This is a genomic window from Macrococcus sp. PK (assembly GCF_022501545.1).
Classification (GTDB): Bacteria; Bacillota; Bacilli; order Staphylococcales; family Staphylococcaceae; genus Macrococcoides; species Macrococcoides epidermidis.
Map to the genome: position 1 here is coordinate 37,049 of NZ_JAEPRF010000011.1, position 20,120 is coordinate 57,168.

Consider the following 20,120-nt stretch of genomic DNA (forward strand, 5'->3'; position numbering starts at 1 on the left):
GAAACATATGTTTGCATAAAAATAACACCTACTGTGAGGTGTTAATTTCTATTGTTGGTTGCTCTGTTAATGGTTGATCTAATATGGGTTGTTCTGAAGTAAGTTGTTCTGATATTGGTTGTTCTATGGTTAATATTTCTGATGTTGATGCTTCAGTTGTTGGTTGTTCCGTTGTTGCTACTTTTCGAGAGATTTTTTTCGCAACCGGCTTTTTGTATACACCTAAATATTCTTCTAAAGTTTGACCAGAGCGGTATAACTTTGCTGCATGAACTTTCCCAACATAGCGAATATGCCACGGTTCATAGCGGTAGCCGGTAATATGCGTTTTATCTTTGCCATAACGGATAATAAAGCCATATTTATGTGCATTTTCTTTTAACCAGTTTCCTTCGGGTGTTTGTCCAAACTGAATACTCATGTTGGCTACTGATTCACGTGAACCGATATCATATGCAAGACCTGTCTGATGCTCTGATTGCCCAGGTTTTGCACTATATGATTCTGCAATTTGCTGACCATCTAAAGCAACAAATTTATCATACAATGCTTTCTGGGCAGCATAACTGCGATATGCACTGCGTACAACAAGATGCATATTATCTTTTTGGGCATCCACAATCATCTTATTTAATATCTTTCTGACATTTTTATTTTCTCCAGGATTATACGTTGATGGTAAACTAATTTTTTTATTTACAATAAGAATTCCGTTAATATATGTCACACCATTTTTAACTTCTTTCTTGTATTTTGTTACCTGTTTTTTCTGCAATGTTTCTTTTTTCTGTTGTACTGCTTTATTTTTCTTTTGTGCGTCTTTTGTATCAGCTGCTTTTTCTTCGCTTTTTTCAGGCTTAACTATAGACTCTGGAAGGCTACAGCTTGTAAGTAATAACACTGATGCTAATAATATTTTCTTCATTTGTTTCTCCTTAATATCTAACTACTTCAAATCAAGGTATTCTTCTAGTGTCAATCCACTTGATTTGACTTTCTGAGCTATTTCTTTACCTAAATATCTCAAATGCCAAGGTTCATATTGATAACCGGTAATATCTGTTTTGCCTTTAGGATATCTTATGATAAATCCATAATCCTGAGCATTTTCTTTTATCCATTTACCTTCAGCCGTGTTTTCAAAAGAAACTTTAAAATCATCTGTTCCGGCAGTATTGCCTAAATCAAATGCTAATCCTGTCTGATGTTCAGAATGCCCTGGACGCGCACTATACGTATCCGCTTTACTTTGACCGTCTCGTGCTACGTAATTGTTATATAATTCAGTTTGCGTCTCATAACTTCTAAATCCACTGCGTAATACCAGGTTTAGACCTTGTGCATTACCTTGCTGTATTAACTGATCAATCGCTTGTCTTGCTTCTTGTATTTCGCCTGGTGCATACGACTCAGGTAAGGCAATATCTTTATTCACGATTAATATATTATCAACATAAGTTATACCATCTTTGACTTCTTTTTGATGTTTTTTATGGTTTGACGGCGTTGTAGTAGCATCAGAAACAGTAGTCTCTTTTTCTGAAGACATTTCTGTCTGCTGTGTTGAGTTCTTATGTGTTTGTTGATTGGTTTCACCTTGATTACAGGCAGCTAATAGGATAGCTGACAATACAAGCAAAGATTTTTTCATGTCTTCTCCTCATTTCATTTACTATTATATGCCAAAAAAAGTACTGAATCAAATATGACCCAGTACTTGGAAATTAAGATTTTGTTTCGATATTCATTCTGTCTAAAACCATCGTATAGGCATCGTTTCCCCATTGTAAAGAGCGTTTCACTCTTGAGATAGTAGCTGTTGATGCACCTGATTCTTTTTCAATTGCAGCGTATGTATATCCTTGTTTAATCATCTTAGCAACAAGTAGACGTTGTGATAAAGATTGAATTTCATTCACTGTGCAAAGATCATCAAAGAACTGATAACATTCTTCACGAGATTCCAGCGTTAGAATTGCATCGAACAATTCATCTAGTTGTTTCCCCTTAATTTTCTCGATTTGCAATATCAACACCCCTTAAACTTTAGTACTTATATTTTAATGCATTACATTGTTAAAGTACAGCAATACAGTATATCACTCTATATCATTTAACCAAAAAACGTATAATATAATTTTATTCAAATTTTAAAAAAATGTAAATTACTTTTTAATTTAATATTGTTAAAAAAGTTTAAAAGTACTAAAAAAAAGAATCTCCGAAGAGATTCTTTTTTAAACGTTATTCTAAACCAGCACGTTTGAATAATGTATCGATTTGATTTAAATGATGATTTTCGTTGAAGCATTCATCTAATTCTTCTTTTGATAATAAGTCAGTGATTTTGCTATCCTGTTCAACTAACTCACGGAAAGGTGTCTTCGTTGCCCATGATTCCATCGCTTTCGGTTGCACTGTATCATACGCTTCCTCACGTACCATACCTTTATCAATTAACGTTAACATTACACGTTGTGAGTAGATTAAACCAAAAGTTTTTTCCATGTTCGCTTTCATGTTTTCTTCGTAAACTGTTAAGTTATCGATGATGTTTGTGAAACGATTTAACATGTAATCTAACGCGATTGTAACGTCTGGTAACATAATACGTTCAGCAGATGAATGTGAAATATCACGTTCGTGCCATAATGGTACGTTTTCATAAGCTGTTGTTAAGTAGCCACGAATGACACGCGCGATACCAGTAACGTTCTCTGAACCAATCGGATTACGTTTATGTGGCATTGCTGAAGAACCTTTCTGACCTTTAGCAAACGCTTCTTCAACTTCACGTGTTTCGGTCTTTTGAAGTCCACGCACTTCTACTGCAAACTTCTCGATAGATGTTGCGATTAAGCTTAATGTAGCAATATAGTAAGCGTGACGGTCACGTTGTAATGTCTGTGTAGAGATTTCAGCACATCCTAATCCTAATTTCTCACATACGTAGCTTTCAATTTCAGGTGGAATGTTCGCAAATGTTCCAACAGCACCACTCATCTTACCAACTTCGATTTCTTTACGTACTTCTTTGAAACGCTTTAAGTTACGTTGCATTTCCATATACCATAATGCCATCTTTAAACCGAATGTTGTAGGTTCTGCGTGTACACCGTGCGTTCTACCCATCATTAAAGTCGTTTTATGCTTTAAAGCTTTTTGTTTTAATACTTCGATGAATTTCTCAAGGTCTTCCTCGATAATGTCATTTGCTTGCTTGATCATATAGCTTAATGCAGTATCGACAACATCTGTACTCGTTAAACCGTAATGCACCCATTTCTTCTCTTCACCTAAAGTTTCAGATACCTGGCGTGTAAATGCAACGACATCATGACGCGTTTCTAGTTCTATTTCTTTCGCACGTTCTACATCTACACGTGCATTCTGACGGATTAATTTAACATCTTCTTTCGGGATATATCCAAGCTCTGCCCAAGCTTCACTTGCTAAAATTTCTACCTCCAACCATGCTTCAAATCTGTTTTGCTCCGTCCAGATATTAGACATTACTTCTCTTGAATAACGTTCAATCATGAATAAATTCCTCCGTTTTTTAAAGTCAATAGTAGTATAACAAAAAAATCAAAATCCGTACATTGTTATTTTGATTACTAAAAAAGTTCGTAAAAATTAGCAACTAGTCATTTATTATATTTAGTTTATCATGTACCATTCATATTTGCTTACAAAAACAGACTGAAACATATGTTTCAGTCTGCCATTTCATTTATTCGGTTATCTTCTTGCCGGTAAAGATGATCTGTTCTTTATATACTTCGATTTCACCTTTTTCGTTTTCCTTGAAAATTGGTTTTTGGAATCTTTTTACCGGCGTATACCCAGCTTCTCTCATACGTTCTAAACATTCGGCAATCGTCTCATTATCTCTCACTTCAAATTTCATCTGCATCATACGCCTTTAAACGAGTACTTTTAACACCCTTCACCCAGAAACCACCGTGGATATTCTTAGGTTCATATGCGATAATAAACGCTTTTGGATCAAGATTCTTTACTGTATCCATTAATTTTAATTCATATTTACGTGGTGTTAAGATTTGCATGACTAAACGTTCTCCGTCACGACCTTGTGCAGCATAATGCGTTACACCATAACCTAAGTCACGTAACGTACGAGGGATTTCTTTATCATATTCTGCTGTCGTAACATTGACAACAATATAACCTAAAGCTATCATCTCCTCTATTTTCATTCCGACAATAATCCCTACACCAAATCCTAGTGCATAAGCAATAATATTCTCGATTTTATCTAGACTGTTCATGACAAGTCCTAGTCCTACTACATAAATAATAACTTCCACTACTGATACGGCAGCTGCTAAATAACGATAACCTTTTAACGTTAATATCATACGCATTGTTAGGCAAGTGACATAAAAAATATTAATGATAAATATCAGTGCCACTACTGCCCATTGATTACTTAATATATCCATTTCAATCCTCCTGGCTTTAATACATTAACACTATACCATTATTATCGAATGATTTCATGGACAGAAAAACGCGTAATCGGTAACATACGTTTATGTTGCGTTCTTAAATAATGCTGTTCTATTGTCTTAGCAGCTTTAGCATCGATCGATTTGCCTTCTAAATAATCATCAATTTGCTTATATGTTACACCCAGTGCAACTTCATCTGGTAATTGTGGTTTATCCTCTTCAAGATCTGCAGTCGGTACCTTATTGTAAAGATGCTCCGGGCAATCAAGAAGTTGAAGAATTGATTTACCTTGACGTTTATTTAAGCCTGCAAGCGGAAAGATGTCTGCTCCACCATCACCAAACTTCGTGTAAAAACCAGTAATACTTTCTGCTGCATGATCCGTACCGATAACAATACCACTATGAAATGCTGCGATAGAATATTGTGCTTTCATACGCTCACGTGCTTTTTCATTGCCTTTTTGAAAATCCGTTAAAGTAACACCTTGAGTAATTAATGTCGCAATACTCGCATCAACTGCATCTTTAATATTTATTGTATAAATCTTATCCGGATTGATATAGTCAAGTGCATCCTGACAATCTTGTTCATCTTTTTGCACACCATAAGGTAATCTAACAGCAACAAACTTCACATCTAATCCTTCACTTTGCAGTTCAGTTGCTGCAATTTGTGATAGTTTGCCCCCTAAAGTAGAATCTTGTCCGCCTGAAATGCCTAGTACTAGAGATTTGATAAATGGATTTTGTTTAACGTAGTTTTTTATGAAGTCTACGATAGTTCTATAAGTCTCTTCGGGATTAATCTCTGGTTGAACATAAAGTGATTTTATAATATCTTGTTGTAATGACATTTACTTCACTTCTTTCACTTTTTTAGATACTTCATAAATTTCCTGATTTTTCTTTTCCCAACATAGCGTACTTAAATCTACAGGATATTCTTCAGGATTTAAATAGCGCGTTGTTTCTTCCCATAATAATGCCAGATTCTCTTTTAAATATTCACGTGACTGTTCTAAATTAGGTACATCGTACACTAACTTTCCATCAACAAAGATGTCCTTATGAAGATCTTTTGCTGTGAAATCATTGATCCATTTTTGTTTATACGTATGAATCGGATGAAACATCTTTAACGGCTTTTCTTTAGATGGCTCTTCGAAATCTAAAGTGATATAATCACCTTCTGATTTTTTCGTCTGATTATTTATAATACGATATACATTCTTTTTACCCGGTGTCGTTACTTTTTCAGCATTATTTGATATTTTAATACGATCTTCTAATTGCCCTGCTTTATTTTCAATGGCAACAAGTTTATAAACTGCACCTAATGCGGGTTGATCAAACGCTGTAATTAATTTAGTACCGATACCCCAGGCAGTTATCTTTGCACCTTGTAACTTCAAATTAGTAATTGTTTCTTCATCTAAGTCATTTGAGGCAAATATTTTTGCATCCGGGAATCCCGCTTCATCTAACATACGACGTGCTTCTTTTGATAAGTATGCTAAATCTCCGGAATCTAAACGGATGCCGACAAAATTAATCTTATCACCTAATTCTTGTGCTACACGAATCGCGTTCGGTACACCAGACTTTAACGTATGGAAAGTATCTACAAGGAAGACACAGTTTTTATGACGTTCTGCATATTTTTTAAACGCAATATATTCATCATCATACGCTTGTACCATCGCATGCGCATGCGTCCCTGACACTGGAATGCCGAATAACTTACCTGCACGAACGTTACTTGTCGAATCAAATCCAGCAATATATGCTGCACGTGTCCCCCAAATTGCAGCATCCATTTCCTGCGCACGTCGTGTTCCGAATTCCATTACAATTTCATCACCAACAACTTGTTTAATACGACTTGCTTTCGTTGCAATAAGTACCTGGAAGTTCACAATATTTAATATTGCAGTCTCCAGTAACTGCGCTTGTATTAATGGTGCCTCTATACGTAATAACGGTTCGTTATTAAAGCAGATTTCTCCTTCCTGCATCGAACGGATATTACCTGTAAATCTTAAATCTTTTAAATATGCGAGATAATCATCCTGATATCCTAAAGACTTTAAATATTCCATATCCGTTTCAGAAAATTTAAATCCTTTAACGTAATGAATGACACGTTCCAGACCCGCGAACACAGCATAACCACCATCAAATGGCATACTTCTGAAATAAACATCAAAGACTGCTATTTGCTCGTGGATACCATCATTCCAGTAAGTTTCACCCATATTAATCTGGTATAAATCTGTATGTAACATTAGACTATCGTCAGCATAGTTGTACATTGCTTCATCTCCCCAACAATTTTATAATTATCAATTAATGATTTATTTTACGTTTTGAACTGATATATATTAAATTCATATTAACATACCGCTTACATTTAGGCATTACCAACGCATTCTGATACAATCAAAAATAAGGAGGTCGTTATGTTTAAGAAAAATTTCATTATACTCACCATCATTGTATCAATTTCCGGTTTAACACAAGGTATGTTATTACCTCTTATCGCCATCATCTTTGAACGTGATGATGTCCCTAGTTTTATCAACGGATTACATGCATCATCTTTATATATCGGTGTTTTTTTAGCATCATTATTTTTAGAAGGTCTGCTAAGGAAAGTAGGTTACAAGAATCTTGTCGTCATTGGCGCAATCATTATTGCAATATCGATGTCACTTTTCCCAGTGTATAAAGCAATGACATTCTGGTTTATATTACGACTGCTTGTTGGTGTCGGCGATAATATGCTCCACTTTGCTACACAATCATGGCTTACTGAAACAACACCGAAGCATAAACTCGGCCGAATCATCTCTTTTTATGGCTTAAGCTTCTCACTTGGCTTTATGGCAGGACCATTACTTGCTAAATTATACGAAGTACATACAAGCCTTCCGTTTCTATTAAGTGCAGTATTCACAATTACAGCGAGTGCCCTTGTATTTATGCTAAAAAATGAATTTCCTGAAGACAATCATTCAAAAATATCGTTTAAATCAACAACTATCAACTTTGGTAAAGTAATGAAGACGAGCTGGGTTGCATTCTTATTTCCGATGATGTACGGCATATTGGAAGCATGTCTCAACAGCAACTTTCCTGTTTATGCGATGAAGCAGGATATTCCTGTTAATCTGATTATTATTATCTTACCTGCGTTCAGTTTAGGTGCGATTATCTTCCAGGTACCTCTTGGTATGATTTCAGATAATATGAATCGTAATATCTTACTTACTATCGTGACTTTCATCGGTGCAATGCTATTTATGATGTGCCAAATCTTCAGTCACTCAGGCTATGTGTTAGTCGGACTCTTTTTTATTACCGGTATCTTTGTCGGCTCAATGTATTCTTTAGGTGTAACATTTATGACGGAGATTACTCCAAAATATTTGTTACCTGCAGGCAATTTAATGTGCGGTCTCATATTCAGTATCGGCAGTATATTAGGTCCGATATTAGGAGGACTAGTGATTCAAATATCTCATAACACACAATTTTTTAGCTATATCGCTTTTATATTACTCGCAATAAGCTGTGCTACATTTTACGATTATAAAAAGCGACAACAACCACAAACAGATTAATCAAAAAGCCCAAATCGGGCTTTTTTTATTGTAGAATAGAAATAATAAGAATAAATAAAAGTGAGGTGATACAATTGTTATTCGAAAAAGCTAAATCATTTATAAAACAGATGGGCAATGAATTAAACATTGAAGAAGATACGATTAATAAAAGATTACTGTCAATTCAACAAGAAATCGAGCATACCGGCTCTTATATCCATACAACAGAAGAATTGACATACGGTGCACGTCTTGCCTGGCGCAATAGTAATCGCTGTATCGGTCGTCTTATATGGGATAAGTTAAATGTCGTTGATATGCGCCATGTAACAGAGGAAAAAGACTATCTCACTGCACTTGAAACACATATCGAGCGTGCAACAAATAACGGGAAAATTATTCCGACTATCACAATCTTTAATCAGCAAGCTAACATTAATTTCGAACTGCTAAACGATCAGCTTATTCGATATGCTGATGATCCAATTGTTAGTGATACGAAAAAATTAATTGAACATACCGGTTACAAATCATTCGGAAAATTTTTACCGTTACTCTATCGTTATGATAATCAATACAAAACATATGAAATTCATCCTGACCTTATAAAAGAAGTACGTATTGAACATCCTGACTTTCCAAAGTTTAATGACTTAAATCTTCATTGGTATGCTGTACCGATTATATCTGGCATGGATTTATCTATCGGCGGTATTACTTATCCACTTTGTCCTTTTAATGGCTGGTATATGGAAAGTGAGATTGCAAGTCGTAATTTTCTAGATGATTATCGTTATAACTTACTGGAGCCTATCGCCCGCAGTATGGATTTAGATACAAGCAGAACGACGAGTTACTGGCGCGATAAAGTCGTCGTTGAATTAAACTATGCAGTTTATCATTCATTTAAACAGCAAGGCTATTCCATCGTTGATCATTACAACGCCAGCAGACAATTTTTAAAATTTGAAGAGAATGAAGCGGCAAATAATAGAAAAGTAACTGGAGACTGGACGTGGCTTATTCCTCCGATATCTCCTTCCCTTGTTCATAACTGGCACAAAGGTTACGACAATACGTATCACGAACCGAATTTTTATTATAAAAATAAAAAAGCAGCGTGTCCGTTTCATTAGGACACGTTGCTTTTATAACTCACCAACAGATTCATCTTTAGCAATCGTTTCTGCATAAAAATCATCTACTTCTATCTTTTTAATCTTTTTTAAGTTTTTATTTTGCATACACACGACATTTTTCGCTGCACCTATCTTTATGGTACATGTATTGTCTTCACTGAATTGATTATCGATGATATAGATATCTTTATTCTTCTTACCATCATAACTCTGAAATAATATTGCGTATTTATCATTGATAGAGTGAAAATGATTGTTACGTATAACAGTCATTTCACCTGCTTGAGCACCATGGTCTCTCCCGTATAGATCAAGTGAATATTTCCCCTGCTTCGTTGCTAAATAACGTATACCACCATTACAGTCATTAAAGGTATTATCATATACATGCAATACTTTTGATTTTAGGAAAGTAAGTGCATAATCTCCCATCTTGTCAAACGTATTATTTTTTACAGTGATATTCTCATAATAAATTTCATATGTGCTGGCATGACTGCCTATCGCTCTGTTCCACGGTTTCATCATCGGTTCATTAGAATTACCGAAATAACAGTTTTCAATGATGACATTCTTCGTCACTGTGCCATCATATTCACCGAACTTAGGGAAAGAGTCTTTCAGTTGTAGATCTAGTTGAATCGCTTCACTAAAAGCACGTTCTCCACTATCATCACGAAACCCGAGAAACTTACATCCCGATACTTTAAAACCATCGATACCACATGCATCTATCGCATGGCCCTGAACAACATTTTTAAAGGTTACATCTTTAATTTCAATTTCACGCGCATGACCAAGCGACATAATACTATTATTGAAATTTAGGACATGACCATATTGATCAAACGTCCCACCTTCAATCTTAATATAACCATTACCATCGTACCCTTTATATCCTTCACTTTTCCTACCATTTTTAAGCATTGCAAAAGGACTCATTCGGCGCAAAACAGCATCAGGATGCAAATGTAAATAAGTGTGTGCATAAATCACTAATTCTTTACCGATGTAATATGTCCCTTCTGGAACATAAACTTCTACAGGCTCTTTTTTTGCCTGATTCAGTGCACGCTGTAAGCCAATCGTATCAAAAAGAACATGGCGACCCTTCGCACCAAAATCTTTAATATCAATCTTTTTCATTTATAACACCTTCAAATCATTTATAATGTAATTAAGATTATACCCTGTTTTAATCAACAGTATACTCTAAATTTAAAACTTACGTTTAAAGGAGCGTTGACGATGAGTGAAGCTTTATTAATTATTGATTATTCTAATGACTTTGTAGCACTTGATGGTAAACTGACGTGCGGAGAACCTGCAATTGCACTGGAAGATACGATGGTTAAAAAATGGAATGACTATAAAGATAACAATAAGCCGATTTTTGTATTGATGGATCTACATTTTGAAAATGATACTTATCATCCTGAAACGAAATTATTCCCACCGCACAACATTAAAGATACGGATGGTAGACATCTTTATGGTAAGTTGCATGAACTCTATTTGCGTGATAAAGATAATAACCACGTATTCTGGATTGATAAAATGCGATATAGTGCGTTTAGTGGTACGCCTTTATTACAACTTTTACGCGAAAGAAATATAAAAGAGATCGAACTTGCTGGGGTATGCACTGATATTTGCGTACTTCATACAGCAGTAGAAGGGTATAATTTAGGCTTTGAAATGTCAGTCGATGAACGCGCGGTTGCTTCATTCAATCCGGAAGGTCATCGTTATGCACTACAACACTTCAAGAACGTATTAGGCATGACTGTAGAAGAGATCAAATAATCATGATAAAATAGATAAGAATTATACTAAAAGGAGACTATTATGAAAATTTTAACTTTCGGACATAAAAACCCAGATACAGACACAGTAACATCAGCTTTAGTAATGGAAGATTTACAAAAAGCTTTAGGAAAAGACATCGAAGCGGTTCGTTTAGGTGACTTAAATGGTGAAACAGAATATGCTTTAAAACACTTCAATGTAAATGCTCCCCGCGTGATCGAACGCTTACATGGTGAAGATGTTATCTTAGTTGACCATAACGAGTTTCAACAGTCAGCTGACGGCATTGAAGATGCGAATATCTTAATGGTAGTAGATCATCACCGTATTGCTAACTTTGAAACAGCAGGACCTTTATACTACCGTGCAGAACCAGTTGGTTGTACAGCAACAATCTTAAACAAGATGTATAAAGAACATGGTGTTGAAATTAAACCTGAAATTGCAGGCTTAATGGTATCTGCTATTATTTCAGATTCATTATTATTTAAATCTCCAACTTGTACAGATGAAGACGTTAAAGCTGCTGAAGAATTAGCTGCTATTGCTAACGTTGATATTCAATCTTACGGATTAGATATGTTAAAAGCTGGCGCAAATACTGCCGATAAGACAGCTGAAGAATTATTAAATATCGATGCAAAATCATTCTCAATGGGTGAGCACGAAGTTCGCGTTGCTCAAGTAAATACTGTTGATATCGATGAAGTATTAAGCCGTCAGGAAGAATTAGAAAATGCAATCAATGCTGAAACAGCACAAGAAGGATATGCATTATTTGTCCTTGTTGTTACTGACATCTTAAACTCTAACTCTAAAGTGTTAGCATTAGGACAACAACAAGCAGCAGTTGAAAAAGCATTCAATGTCGTATTAGATAAAAACACAGCTGTACTTGAAGGTGTCGTATCTCGTAAGAAACAAGTTGTTCCACAGCTTACAGATGTATTATCATAAATAGAAGAGGTGTTTGTCATGGAAATTATTCAAGGAAATAATAAATTTTATATCGGTGATGAAGCACAACCAGAAGCAGAAATCACTTTCCAGCCTTCAGGACAAGACACAATCGCAATCGACCACACATATACAGATCCAAAGTTACGTGGTCAGGGTATCGCTAAAGCTTTAGTATTAAAAGTTACAGATTATGCCAAGGCAAATAATTTAAAGATTATTCCTTTATGTTCATATGCACGTATCGTAATGGAGCGTGATACCGAGTTAAAAGAACTGATTAAATAATAAAAAGAGACGCGGGGTGCGTCTCTTTTTGTTATATTTGAAAGAATGAAAAAATGGTATGGCTTTATTATAATTTAAATTTTCTGAATAATCAATAACTTATTTTATTAAAATGCCAATTTGTTTTTTTACTTCATCAATTACTTTCATTGTTTGATGTGAAGTCTCTAAATTGAGCGCCTTAAAATCTTTATTTTTAATCGCTTCTATGAAATGGGCTATTTCATATGACATAGGTGGTGCATCACTCACTATTTCATCAATAACTTCTCCATGACGATTCAACTTCTGAACTTTATTTGGTGCAGAGATTTTATCAATTAATATAATACCTTCTTCGCCAATAATCTCTGATGGTAAATGGCTATCAATAATTTTTGAATAGCTGAGTACAGATGTCATATAATGATGATTACAAATAATCGTACCTTGCCCATCAGCGCCAGTTGACAACAGTTTGCCAGTCGCCTGAATTGTTTTAGGCATTCCAAATAAATTAACTAAAGGACTAATCGTGTAGACACCTAAGTCCATTAATGCTCCGTTTCCCAGTTCAGGTTTAAAAGCATTTTCTACTATACCATCTTTATATTTATCATAGCGAGAGGAATATTGATTATAGTGGAAGTTGGCACGACGAATGATTCCGATTTCTTTAATCCATTCATGAAGTTTGTTAAAAGATGGTGAGTAGATACTTTTCATCGCTTCCATGAAGAACACATCATTATTTTCCATCGCCTGATACATTAAATTAAAGTTTTTTTCACTTGTGGCGATCGGTTTTTCGCATAAAACATGTTTCCCACGATTCATTGCTTGTATTGCCTGTTGATGATGTAATATATTTGGTGTAGCTATATAAATGATATCCACTGCTTCATCATTCAACAATTTATCCATATTATCTGTAAAGTTAGGAATATGATGTTTTTCTGCAAAACTTTGCGCACGTTCAATCGTTCTGGAATAGACGCTATGTAGTTCAAATTCTGGAACAGTAATACCTGCTTCGATAAATCGATCAGTAATCCAGTTTGTTCCGATAAGACCAAATTTCATTTATTTCACCCCGTAATTTTTATCGTTTGTTTATTAAATAGTATACACCTTAACAATGCTAAATGGAGGAATTTTCATGAATATTCACGAAGATATCAAAAAGATGAAAGACTATTTTGCAACGCACGAAACAAAGCAGATTAAACTAAGAAGAAAAAAATTAAAAGCGTTAAAAAAAGCAATAAAAGCCCATGAAACAGATGTTATCGATGCTTTAAACAGCGATCTTGGGAAGGGAAAAGTTGAAGCGTACGCTACTGAAATTGGCATCGTGTTAAAAGAACTTTCTACATATATCAAGGAAATCAAAAACTGGAGCAAGGTGAAATCAATCAATACGCCGATGATGCAATTTCCTGGTAAAAGTTATTTAATGTATGAACCATACGGTACTGTGCTTATCATCGGACCATTCAACTATCCATTCCAACTTGTTATGTCCCCATTAATTGGTGCTATCGCAGCTGGAAACTGTGTAGTTGTCAAACCTTCAGAACATACACCTCAAACAAGCATTGTTATCGAACAAATTTTGAAGGAAGTCTTTGAACCTGAATACGTAAAAGTGATTCAAGGAGAAAAAGAAGTAACGTCAGCTTTACTGGACGTTCGATTTGATTATATCTTCTTTACAGGTAGTACAAAAGTAGGACAAATCGTCTATGAAAAAGCTAGTAAACACCTTACACCAGTTACGCTGGAACTCGGTGGAAAGAGCCCTACAATCATAGATGATACAGCTAATATTAAAGTGGCGGCTGAACGCATTGCGTTCGGTAAATTCATGAATGCCGGACAAACTTGTATCGCACCTGATTACGTATTGATTGACAATAAAGTGAAAGACAAATTTCTTAAAGCGATGCAATCTACATTGAATGAATTTTACGGGAAAAATGCTTTAGAAAGTGAAGACTATGGTCACATTATCAATGACCAGCACTTTAATCGCTTAACAGCAATGATTGATGAAGCACATGACCGTATTCTTATTGGAGGCGCTTCAAAAGCAGATGTACTACATATTGCACCGACACTTATTGATGCTCGATTAAACGACTTATCAATGCAGGAAGAAATATTCGGACCTATCTTACCGGTCATCGGTTACAATTACAAAGAAGAAATTTTTGAAACAATTCAGCAATATGAAAAACCATTGGCATTATATATATTTAGCGATGATCATGATTTTATTAGAGACGTATTCACACGTGTATCATTTGGTGGTGGCTGTATAAATGATACAATCATGCATGTTGCGAATCCATACTTGCCATTCGGTGGTGTTGGGCATTCAGGCATGGGACACTATCATGGGAAATATACCTTTGAATTATTCAGTCATCAAAAAGCTTATATGACAAAAAGCACGAAATTGGAATCCGGTATTATGTTTCCACCTTACAAAGGAAAATTCAGATACGTCAAACAAATATTTAAATAATATACAAAAAAGGAAGGCCTCAAATTTGAGATCTTCCTTTTCAGGTTAATTATTAAATTTCTTCGTCTCTTCTTTTACGAGAAGCTGCGATTAATGCGCCACCAGCTAATAATGCTGCTGCTGCACCAGTTGCAACTGCTGCGTTGTTTGCTTCACCTGTGTCCGGTAAATTGCTATCCGGAGTTACAGTAGCTTTTTCAGAATCTTTAACGTCAGGTAATTGAGCACCATCTGTTGGAGGTGTTACTGGAGTCTTATCGTCTCCGCCACCATCTGTTGGAGGTGTTACTGGAGTTTTGTCATCTCCGCCACCATTGTCGCCAGGTTTAGTGCCAGGATCTTTATCTCCGCCACCGTTGTCGCCAGGTTTAGTGCCAGGATCTTTGTCTCCGCCACCGTTGTCGCCAGGTTTAGTGCCAGGATCTTTATCTCCGCCACCRTTGTCGCCAGGAGGTGTAATACCTGTATCACAATTAGGACCTGCTTCGCCAGTACCATAATAACCTTGGTCTACGTTAGCATTAGATTTATCTTTTAAATTTACGATTACATCGATTGGACCATCTGAATCTACTTCATCATGTAAGTCTGCTTCGATATTAGCAATTACTGGTGACCAGTCTAATGGATTGTGGAAGTTTACGATGTAAGTTCCTTCAGCTAAACCGTGGAACGCATATTCTCCCCAAGCATTAGTATAAGTTTCACCAATTGTATTACCAGAGTAGTCACGTAGTGTTACACGTAATCCTACAACTGGGTTTTCTCCCGCGTCTTGCATGTTGTTACGGTTAGCATCCCACCATACTTTGTTTCCGATAGATAAGTTACCCGCTGCACCTTCGCCGATAGAAACGACAGAACATACTTCTGGAGGTAATGGTAATTTTGTTGGAGGTGTTACTTCTCCACCGCCACCTGGAGGCGTTACTGGTGGTGTTACTTCTCCACCGCCACCTGGAGGTACGATAACAGGAGAACCAGTTTTTAATACATAACCTTGGTCTACATCAAAGTTGCTTGCACCATTAATTACTACACGTACATCTGTTGGTCCATCTGAATCGATTACATCATGTAAATCAGCTTCTAAGTTAGCAATAACTGGTGACCAATCTAATGGATTGTGGAAATTAACGATATAAGTGCCGTTTGGTAAGTTATCAAATTGATAATGACCATTTGCATCAGTATAAGTTGTACCGATTAAGTTACCTGCTTCGTCACGAATTGTAACTTTTAAATCTTTAACAGGTGCTTCATTTGGATCTTGTAAGTTATCTAAGTTGCCTTCTTTATCTTGATCATCCCACCATACTTTATCTCCGATAGAGTATTTCCCTTCAGGTCTAACTGGGTCTGGGGTTGGTTCTGGAGTCGGTTCTGGTTTACCAGGATCTGGCGTTGGAACCGGAGTAACTACTCCACCTCCACCATTATTTACATAACCTTGGTCTACATCCAGATTGTCTTTACCATTGATATCAGCTAAAACTGCCACAGGACCGTCTGAATCAATAACTTCGTCTCCTAAGTTAGCAATAACTGGTGACCAGCCAAGTGGTGTATCAAAATCAACACGGTAAGTACCATTTGGTAAGTTATCAAATCTGTACTGACCGTTAGCATCCGTGTAAGTTTCACCTACAAAGTTACCAGCATAGTCATGTAAAGTTACTTTAATACCTTCGATACCTTTTTCGTCAGCATCCTGAACATTATTTGGCGCTTTAGTATCTTCTTCTAATTTATCTTCCCAAACTTTGTCACCTAAAGAATATTTACCTTTAGCTGGTGCTTCTGTTGTCGGTGCTTCTGTCGTTGGTGCTTCTGTCGTTGGTGCTTCTGTCGTTGGTGCTTCTGTTGTTGGTGCTTCTGTTGTTGGCGCTTCTGTTGTTGGCGCTTCTGTATCTGGTAAATCATTTACTGAATGTCCTGCACCTTTTTTATATCCTTGGTCTACATGTAATGAATCATTGTTGTTGATTACAACACGTACATCTGTTGGACCATCTGAGTCTCTATCATCACTTGCATCAAAATCAACGTTAGCGATAACAGGTGACCAAGTTAATGGGTTTTTAAACGTTACATTATAAGTACCATTTTTTAAACCAGTAAACTCATAGTAACCAGTTGCATCTAAAGATTTTTCCGCAACGACATTACCAGCTTCATCACGTAATTCAACTTTGAAAGCCGCTAACTCTTCTGGAGTAGCTAACACTAAACTTTCATTTTCATCACGTAAGTTGTTGTTCGCTTCACCGTTAGCGCCTAAAAGATCGTCAAAGATACGACCAGCAATCTTGTGATCGCCAGTATCTTTAACTGGTGCTTCTGTTGTTGGTGCTTCTGTTGTTGGCGCTTCTGTTGTTGGCGCTTCTGTTGTTGGCGCTTCTGTTGTTGGTGTTGGATTGATTACTTCTGCCATATCTTTAGTTGTATGTCCTGAAGCAAACCCTTGGTCTACATTCGTTACATTCGCATCTTTAATTTCAATACGAACGCCAGTTGGTCCATCTGAATCATTAGCATCATGTGCATTGTTATCAATATTTGCAATAACCGGCGACCATGTTAATGGATTTTGGAAATCTAAATGATATACTCCATTTTTCAAACCAGAGAATGAGTATGCGCCTGATGCATCTAATGACTTAGTTTCTACTATTTCACCTGCACCGTTTTTCAATACAACTTTAAAGTTTGCTAATTCTTCTGGAGTCGCTAATAATAAAGTCTCGTTAGCTCCTCTTAAATTATCATTAGCTGCAAGGTAATTACCGTTTGCATCGTATTGTTGTAAATCATCAAAAATGCTACCACTAATAGAATAAGTAGCTTCTGCCGCTGCTTCTGTAGTCGCTGCCTCAGTCGTTGCTGTATCATCTGTTGCTGCACTTGCTTGGCTTCCTGTAAACACTAAAGATCCAATTAAAATTGAAGCTGTACCCACAGATGAAAATTTTCTGATTGAAAATTTATTTAATCTGTTAGGAAGGAAATCTAATTTACTTTTGTTTGATTTTTTCATACAAAATCCTCCTTTAAAATAAAAACATGCAATAATGCTACAATGAATACATTATACACTTTAATTCTATAGACTTTATTTTCCTAAGTAAACCCTTATTAAATCGTTTAAGATTAAAATTAATATAATTTTCAGTATTCTTGAAAAAGTATTATATTTACAAATCTAAGTTATTTATTTTGAAAATATTTACATTAAACTTTATTTTAATAATATTTTAATCATTACTACATATTTATAGATCAATTAAATAGAAATTTAACAGTTAGACCAATCATTATGAAATATTTTTGAATAAAATTTAATTTTAATAATATATTCTTATAATATTTTTCAGATTAATTCACTTTATTATTTAATATGTTAAAAATAATCATTTCTGTGTAGAATTATTTACTTTAAATGTGTCTAAATTGTGACAAATTATATATAGCGATTTTTTTTACATTAAGTGCTAATATATATCTGCTCTACGTGTTTTCAATAAAGGTATGTCACTTCTAATACTTCTAATCTCTTCTATATTAATTTTAGATTGTATTGTGCCTTCTCCTAATATTATTTTTGTAGTGGCTTCTCCTAATGGATTTATCACCATCGATTTACCACCAAATACCGTATCATCACATTTTCCGATACTGTTGCTTGCAATGACATAAACCTGGTTTTCAATTGCTCTAGCATAGAGTAATTTTTCAAATTGACTGATACGTTCTATCGGCCACTCTGCTACAACAAATAGTACTTCAATTCCTTCTAAAGCTAATTTCCTCGATATTTCAGGGAATCGCAGATCATAACAAATAATAACGCCCATCTTTACATTATCTATTTCAAAAATTGAAATATTATTCCCTTGTGTTAAATAATTTGGTTCATCCAACATCGGTACTAGATGTAATTTATCGTACTGATGTATATGTTCACCATTTTTATTAATAACAATTGCCCGATTGTAAATCTTATCTTCGACTCTGACTGCAATTGATCCTCCAACAATATTTATCTGATATTGTTTTGCAAGTTCACTTAATTTTTCGATTTCTCGCTGTCCTGCTTCAGATGTTATATTTATTAATTCCTCTAATGTATATGACGTGTTCCACATCTCTGGTAATACAGCAATATCAACGTCATCGAGTGTCGATAACCAATTTGCAACTTTCTCAATATTTTTCTCGGGTTCACCAGGAATAATCTCCATTTGATAAATCGCAATTTTCATATTCTCACTCCATTTTTACAATTATTTTACATGTGTTTAATACTATTTTGTTATTATTATTTTATCATTGAAATGTTAAAAGGAGATTTTTAATGATTATTAAAGAAAGAAAATTTGATATGGATTTATCCTATTTACTGCAGCTAAGTATTCGGGCTAAACTTTCTTATGATGATAATGAAGATATTGATACGCGGATAAAAGGAATAAACGGTGAACGAAGTTTTGATGCTATTGTGAAGCAAAATCTCAAATACGGGCTAATACTAAACAATTTAAGATTTTTAGTTAGTAAACAATACTTTCAAATTGATGCGCTCATTATTATGAACGGACAAATATTTATATTTGAAATCAAAAATATGTACTGTGATGTCTGCTATAAAGACAATCTATTCTATTTTCTAAATGGTACACCTATTGATAAATTAAAAGAACAAAGAATTAGAACACCTAAATTATTTAAAATACTTCTTACACAAAACCACATTGACCTGCCCTTCAACTACTACACTACATTTGTTAATCCCGATTATAAAGTTTATGGTTACCAAGTTCATGACAATATATTAGAGTATCATGATATTTACAGAATAATTACAGAGAATAGCAAGATTACTATCGATAAATATGATGAACATATTGCTAAAAAATTAATAGATTTGCAATACACTGATGAAAAATTCAATTTTAGAAAGCGTATTAATATTGAAGATTTAGGCATGGGCGTTGTATGTCATTGTCATGTTGCAAAGTACGAAAAAGTTTCGAATCGAAAATTTAAGTGTCCAGCATGCAAAAAAGAAGTTAACTGTAATGACTATTTACAAAAAGCAATCGAAGACATCCATTTAATTTATCCGATGGAACGATTAAACGTGAATCTGGTCAAAAAATGGACAGAAAATCATATTAGTAGCGAAAAGATACGTACATATTTGAATACACATCATAAAATATTTAAGAATGGGCCATTAACATTTTATCGTTAATAAATTTAATTGATGCTGAAATTGGGGTTTTATCCATTTCGTCTTTGACTCCTCTCTCGAAATTGGGGGTTCACCAATTTC

Annotated in this window: 19 protein-coding genes; 7 read left to right on the forward strand and 12 right to left on the reverse strand. The window is 35.0% G+C overall.

Annotation, left to right across the window (positions count from 1 at the left end; translation table 11 throughout):
- Positions 1-28: 28 nt before the first annotated feature.
- The 8 genes from JJJ02_RS08475 to JJJ02_RS08510 all read right to left on the reverse strand — a co-directional run bounded on the left by JJJ02_RS08475 (position 29) and on the right by JJJ02_RS08510 (position 6,790).
- Positions 29-925, reverse strand: coding sequence for a M15 family metallopeptidase (locus tag JJJ02_RS08475; RefSeq protein WP_240838377.1), 897 nt, complete (start codon positions 923-925; stop codon positions 29-31).
- Positions 926-946: 21 nt separating this feature from the next.
- A complete protein-coding gene (locus tag JJJ02_RS08480) occupies positions 947-1,651 on the reverse strand; it encodes a M15 family metallopeptidase (RefSeq protein ID WP_240838379.1) in 705 nt (234 codons plus the stop codon).
- A gap of 73 nt (positions 1,652-1,724) precedes the next feature.
- A complete protein-coding gene (locus JJJ02_RS08485) occupies positions 1,725-2,027 on the reverse strand; it encodes a YerC/YecD family TrpR-related protein (protein WP_099581011.1) in 303 nt (100 codons plus the stop codon).
- Between the two features lie 217 nt (positions 2,028-2,244).
- Positions 2,245-3,540 (reverse strand): adenylosuccinate lyase, encoded by a 1,296-nt coding sequence (gene purB / locus JJJ02_RS08490; protein ID WP_111715806.1) that lies wholly within the window; start codon positions 3,538-3,540, stop codon positions 2,245-2,247.
- A 193-nt stretch (positions 3,541-3,733) separates the two neighbouring features.
- The gene (locus tag JJJ02_RS08495) at positions 3,734-3,910 is read right to left on the reverse strand and encodes an NETI motif-containing protein (protein WP_111715804.1); all 177 of its coding nucleotides are present in this window, start codon (positions 3,908-3,910) and stop codon (positions 3,734-3,736) included.
- Entirely contained in the window at positions 3,900-4,466 is a 567-nt protein-coding gene (locus JJJ02_RS08500; RefSeq protein WP_111715802.1) for a DUF2179 domain-containing protein, read from the reverse strand. The genes JJJ02_RS08495 and JJJ02_RS08500 overlap by 11 nt, the downstream gene beginning before the upstream one ends.
- A 41-nt stretch (positions 4,467-4,507) precedes the next feature.
- On the reverse strand, positions 4,508-5,332 hold the full coding sequence (gene nadE, locus JJJ02_RS08505) for an ammonia-dependent NAD(+) synthetase (protein ID WP_240838387.1): 825 nt from the start codon (positions 5,330-5,332) through the stop codon (positions 4,508-4,510).
- The gene (locus tag JJJ02_RS08510; protein ID WP_111715799.1) at positions 5,333-6,790 is read right to left on the reverse strand and encodes a nicotinate phosphoribosyltransferase; all 1,458 of its coding nucleotides are present in this window, start codon (positions 6,788-6,790) and stop codon (positions 5,333-5,335) included.
- Positions 6,791-6,937: 147 nt separating this feature from the next.
- Between JJJ02_RS08510 and JJJ02_RS08515 the strand changes: the two genes are divergently transcribed.
- Both JJJ02_RS08515 and JJJ02_RS08520 read left to right on the forward strand, forming a co-directional pair.
- Positions 6,938-8,101: an MFS transporter gene (locus JJJ02_RS08515; protein ID WP_111715797.1), complete on the forward strand. Its 1,164-nt coding sequence runs from the start codon at positions 6,938-6,940 to the stop codon at positions 8,099-8,101.
- Between the two features lie 74 nt (positions 8,102-8,175).
- Positions 8,176-9,219 (forward strand): nitric oxide synthase oxygenase, encoded by a 1,044-nt coding sequence (locus tag JJJ02_RS08520; protein ID WP_240838389.1) that lies wholly within the window; start codon positions 8,176-8,178, stop codon positions 9,217-9,219.
- 12 nt (positions 9,220-9,231) lie between these two features.
- On the opposite strand, the gene JJJ02_RS08525 is transcribed toward JJJ02_RS08520, so the two are convergent.
- Positions 9,232-10,368 (reverse strand): glycosyl hydrolase family 28-related protein, encoded by a 1,137-nt coding sequence (locus tag JJJ02_RS08525; protein ID WP_239243156.1) that lies wholly within the window; start codon positions 10,366-10,368, stop codon positions 9,232-9,234.
- A gap of 102 nt (positions 10,369-10,470) precedes the next feature.
- Between JJJ02_RS08525 and JJJ02_RS08530 the strand changes: the two genes are divergently transcribed.
- The 3 genes from JJJ02_RS08530 to JJJ02_RS08540 are packed head-to-tail and all read left to right on the forward strand — an operon-like array spanning position 10,471 to position 12,276.
- A complete protein-coding gene (locus JJJ02_RS08530) occupies positions 10,471-11,028 on the forward strand; it encodes a cysteine hydrolase family protein (protein WP_240838391.1) in 558 nt (185 codons plus the stop codon).
- Between the two features lie 39 nt (positions 11,029-11,067).
- Positions 11,068-11,988: a manganese-dependent inorganic pyrophosphatase gene (locus JJJ02_RS08535; RefSeq protein ID WP_170122503.1), complete on the forward strand. Its 921-nt coding sequence runs from the start codon at positions 11,068-11,070 to the stop codon at positions 11,986-11,988.
- Between the two features lie 18 nt (positions 11,989-12,006).
- Positions 12,007-12,276: a GNAT family N-acetyltransferase gene (locus tag JJJ02_RS08540; protein ID WP_111715788.1), complete on the forward strand. Its 270-nt coding sequence runs from the start codon at positions 12,007-12,009 to the stop codon at positions 12,274-12,276.
- A 99-nt stretch (positions 12,277-12,375) separates the two neighbouring features.
- Here the strand turns inward: JJJ02_RS08540 and JJJ02_RS08545 are convergent, their stop codons facing one another.
- A complete protein-coding gene (locus JJJ02_RS08545; RefSeq protein WP_240838393.1) occupies positions 12,376-13,338 on the reverse strand; it encodes a Gfo/Idh/MocA family protein in 963 nt (320 codons plus the stop codon).
- A gap of 76 nt (positions 13,339-13,414) precedes the next feature.
- Between JJJ02_RS08545 and JJJ02_RS08550 the strand changes: the two genes are divergently transcribed.
- Positions 13,415-14,785, forward strand: coding sequence for an aldehyde dehydrogenase (locus JJJ02_RS08550; protein ID WP_240838395.1), 1,371 nt, complete (start codon positions 13,415-13,417; stop codon positions 14,783-14,785).
- 52 nt (positions 14,786-14,837) lie between these two features.
- On the opposite strand, the gene JJJ02_RS08555 is transcribed toward JJJ02_RS08550, so the two are convergent.
- Together JJJ02_RS08555 and JJJ02_RS08565 are read right to left on the reverse strand one after the other, a co-directional pair.
- Complete coding sequence (locus JJJ02_RS08555; protein WP_304653863.1) at positions 14,838-17,822, reverse strand: SdrD B-like domain-containing protein; 2,985 nt, start codon at positions 17,820-17,822, stop codon at positions 14,838-14,840.
- A 454-nt stretch (positions 17,823-18,276) separates the two neighbouring features.
- Positions 18,277-19,047, reverse strand: coding sequence for a carbon-nitrogen family hydrolase (locus tag JJJ02_RS08565; RefSeq protein WP_240838332.1), 771 nt, complete (start codon positions 19,045-19,047; stop codon positions 18,277-18,279).
- A 92-nt stretch (positions 19,048-19,139) separates the two neighbouring features.
- On the opposite strand from JJJ02_RS08565, the gene JJJ02_RS08570 reads away from it, so the two are divergent.
- The gene (locus JJJ02_RS08570) at positions 19,140-20,039 is read left to right on the forward strand and encodes a nuclease-related domain-containing protein (protein WP_240838334.1); all 900 of its coding nucleotides are present in this window, start codon (positions 19,140-19,142) and stop codon (positions 20,037-20,039) included.
- The last annotated feature ends 81 nt before the right edge of the window (positions 20,040-20,120 follow it).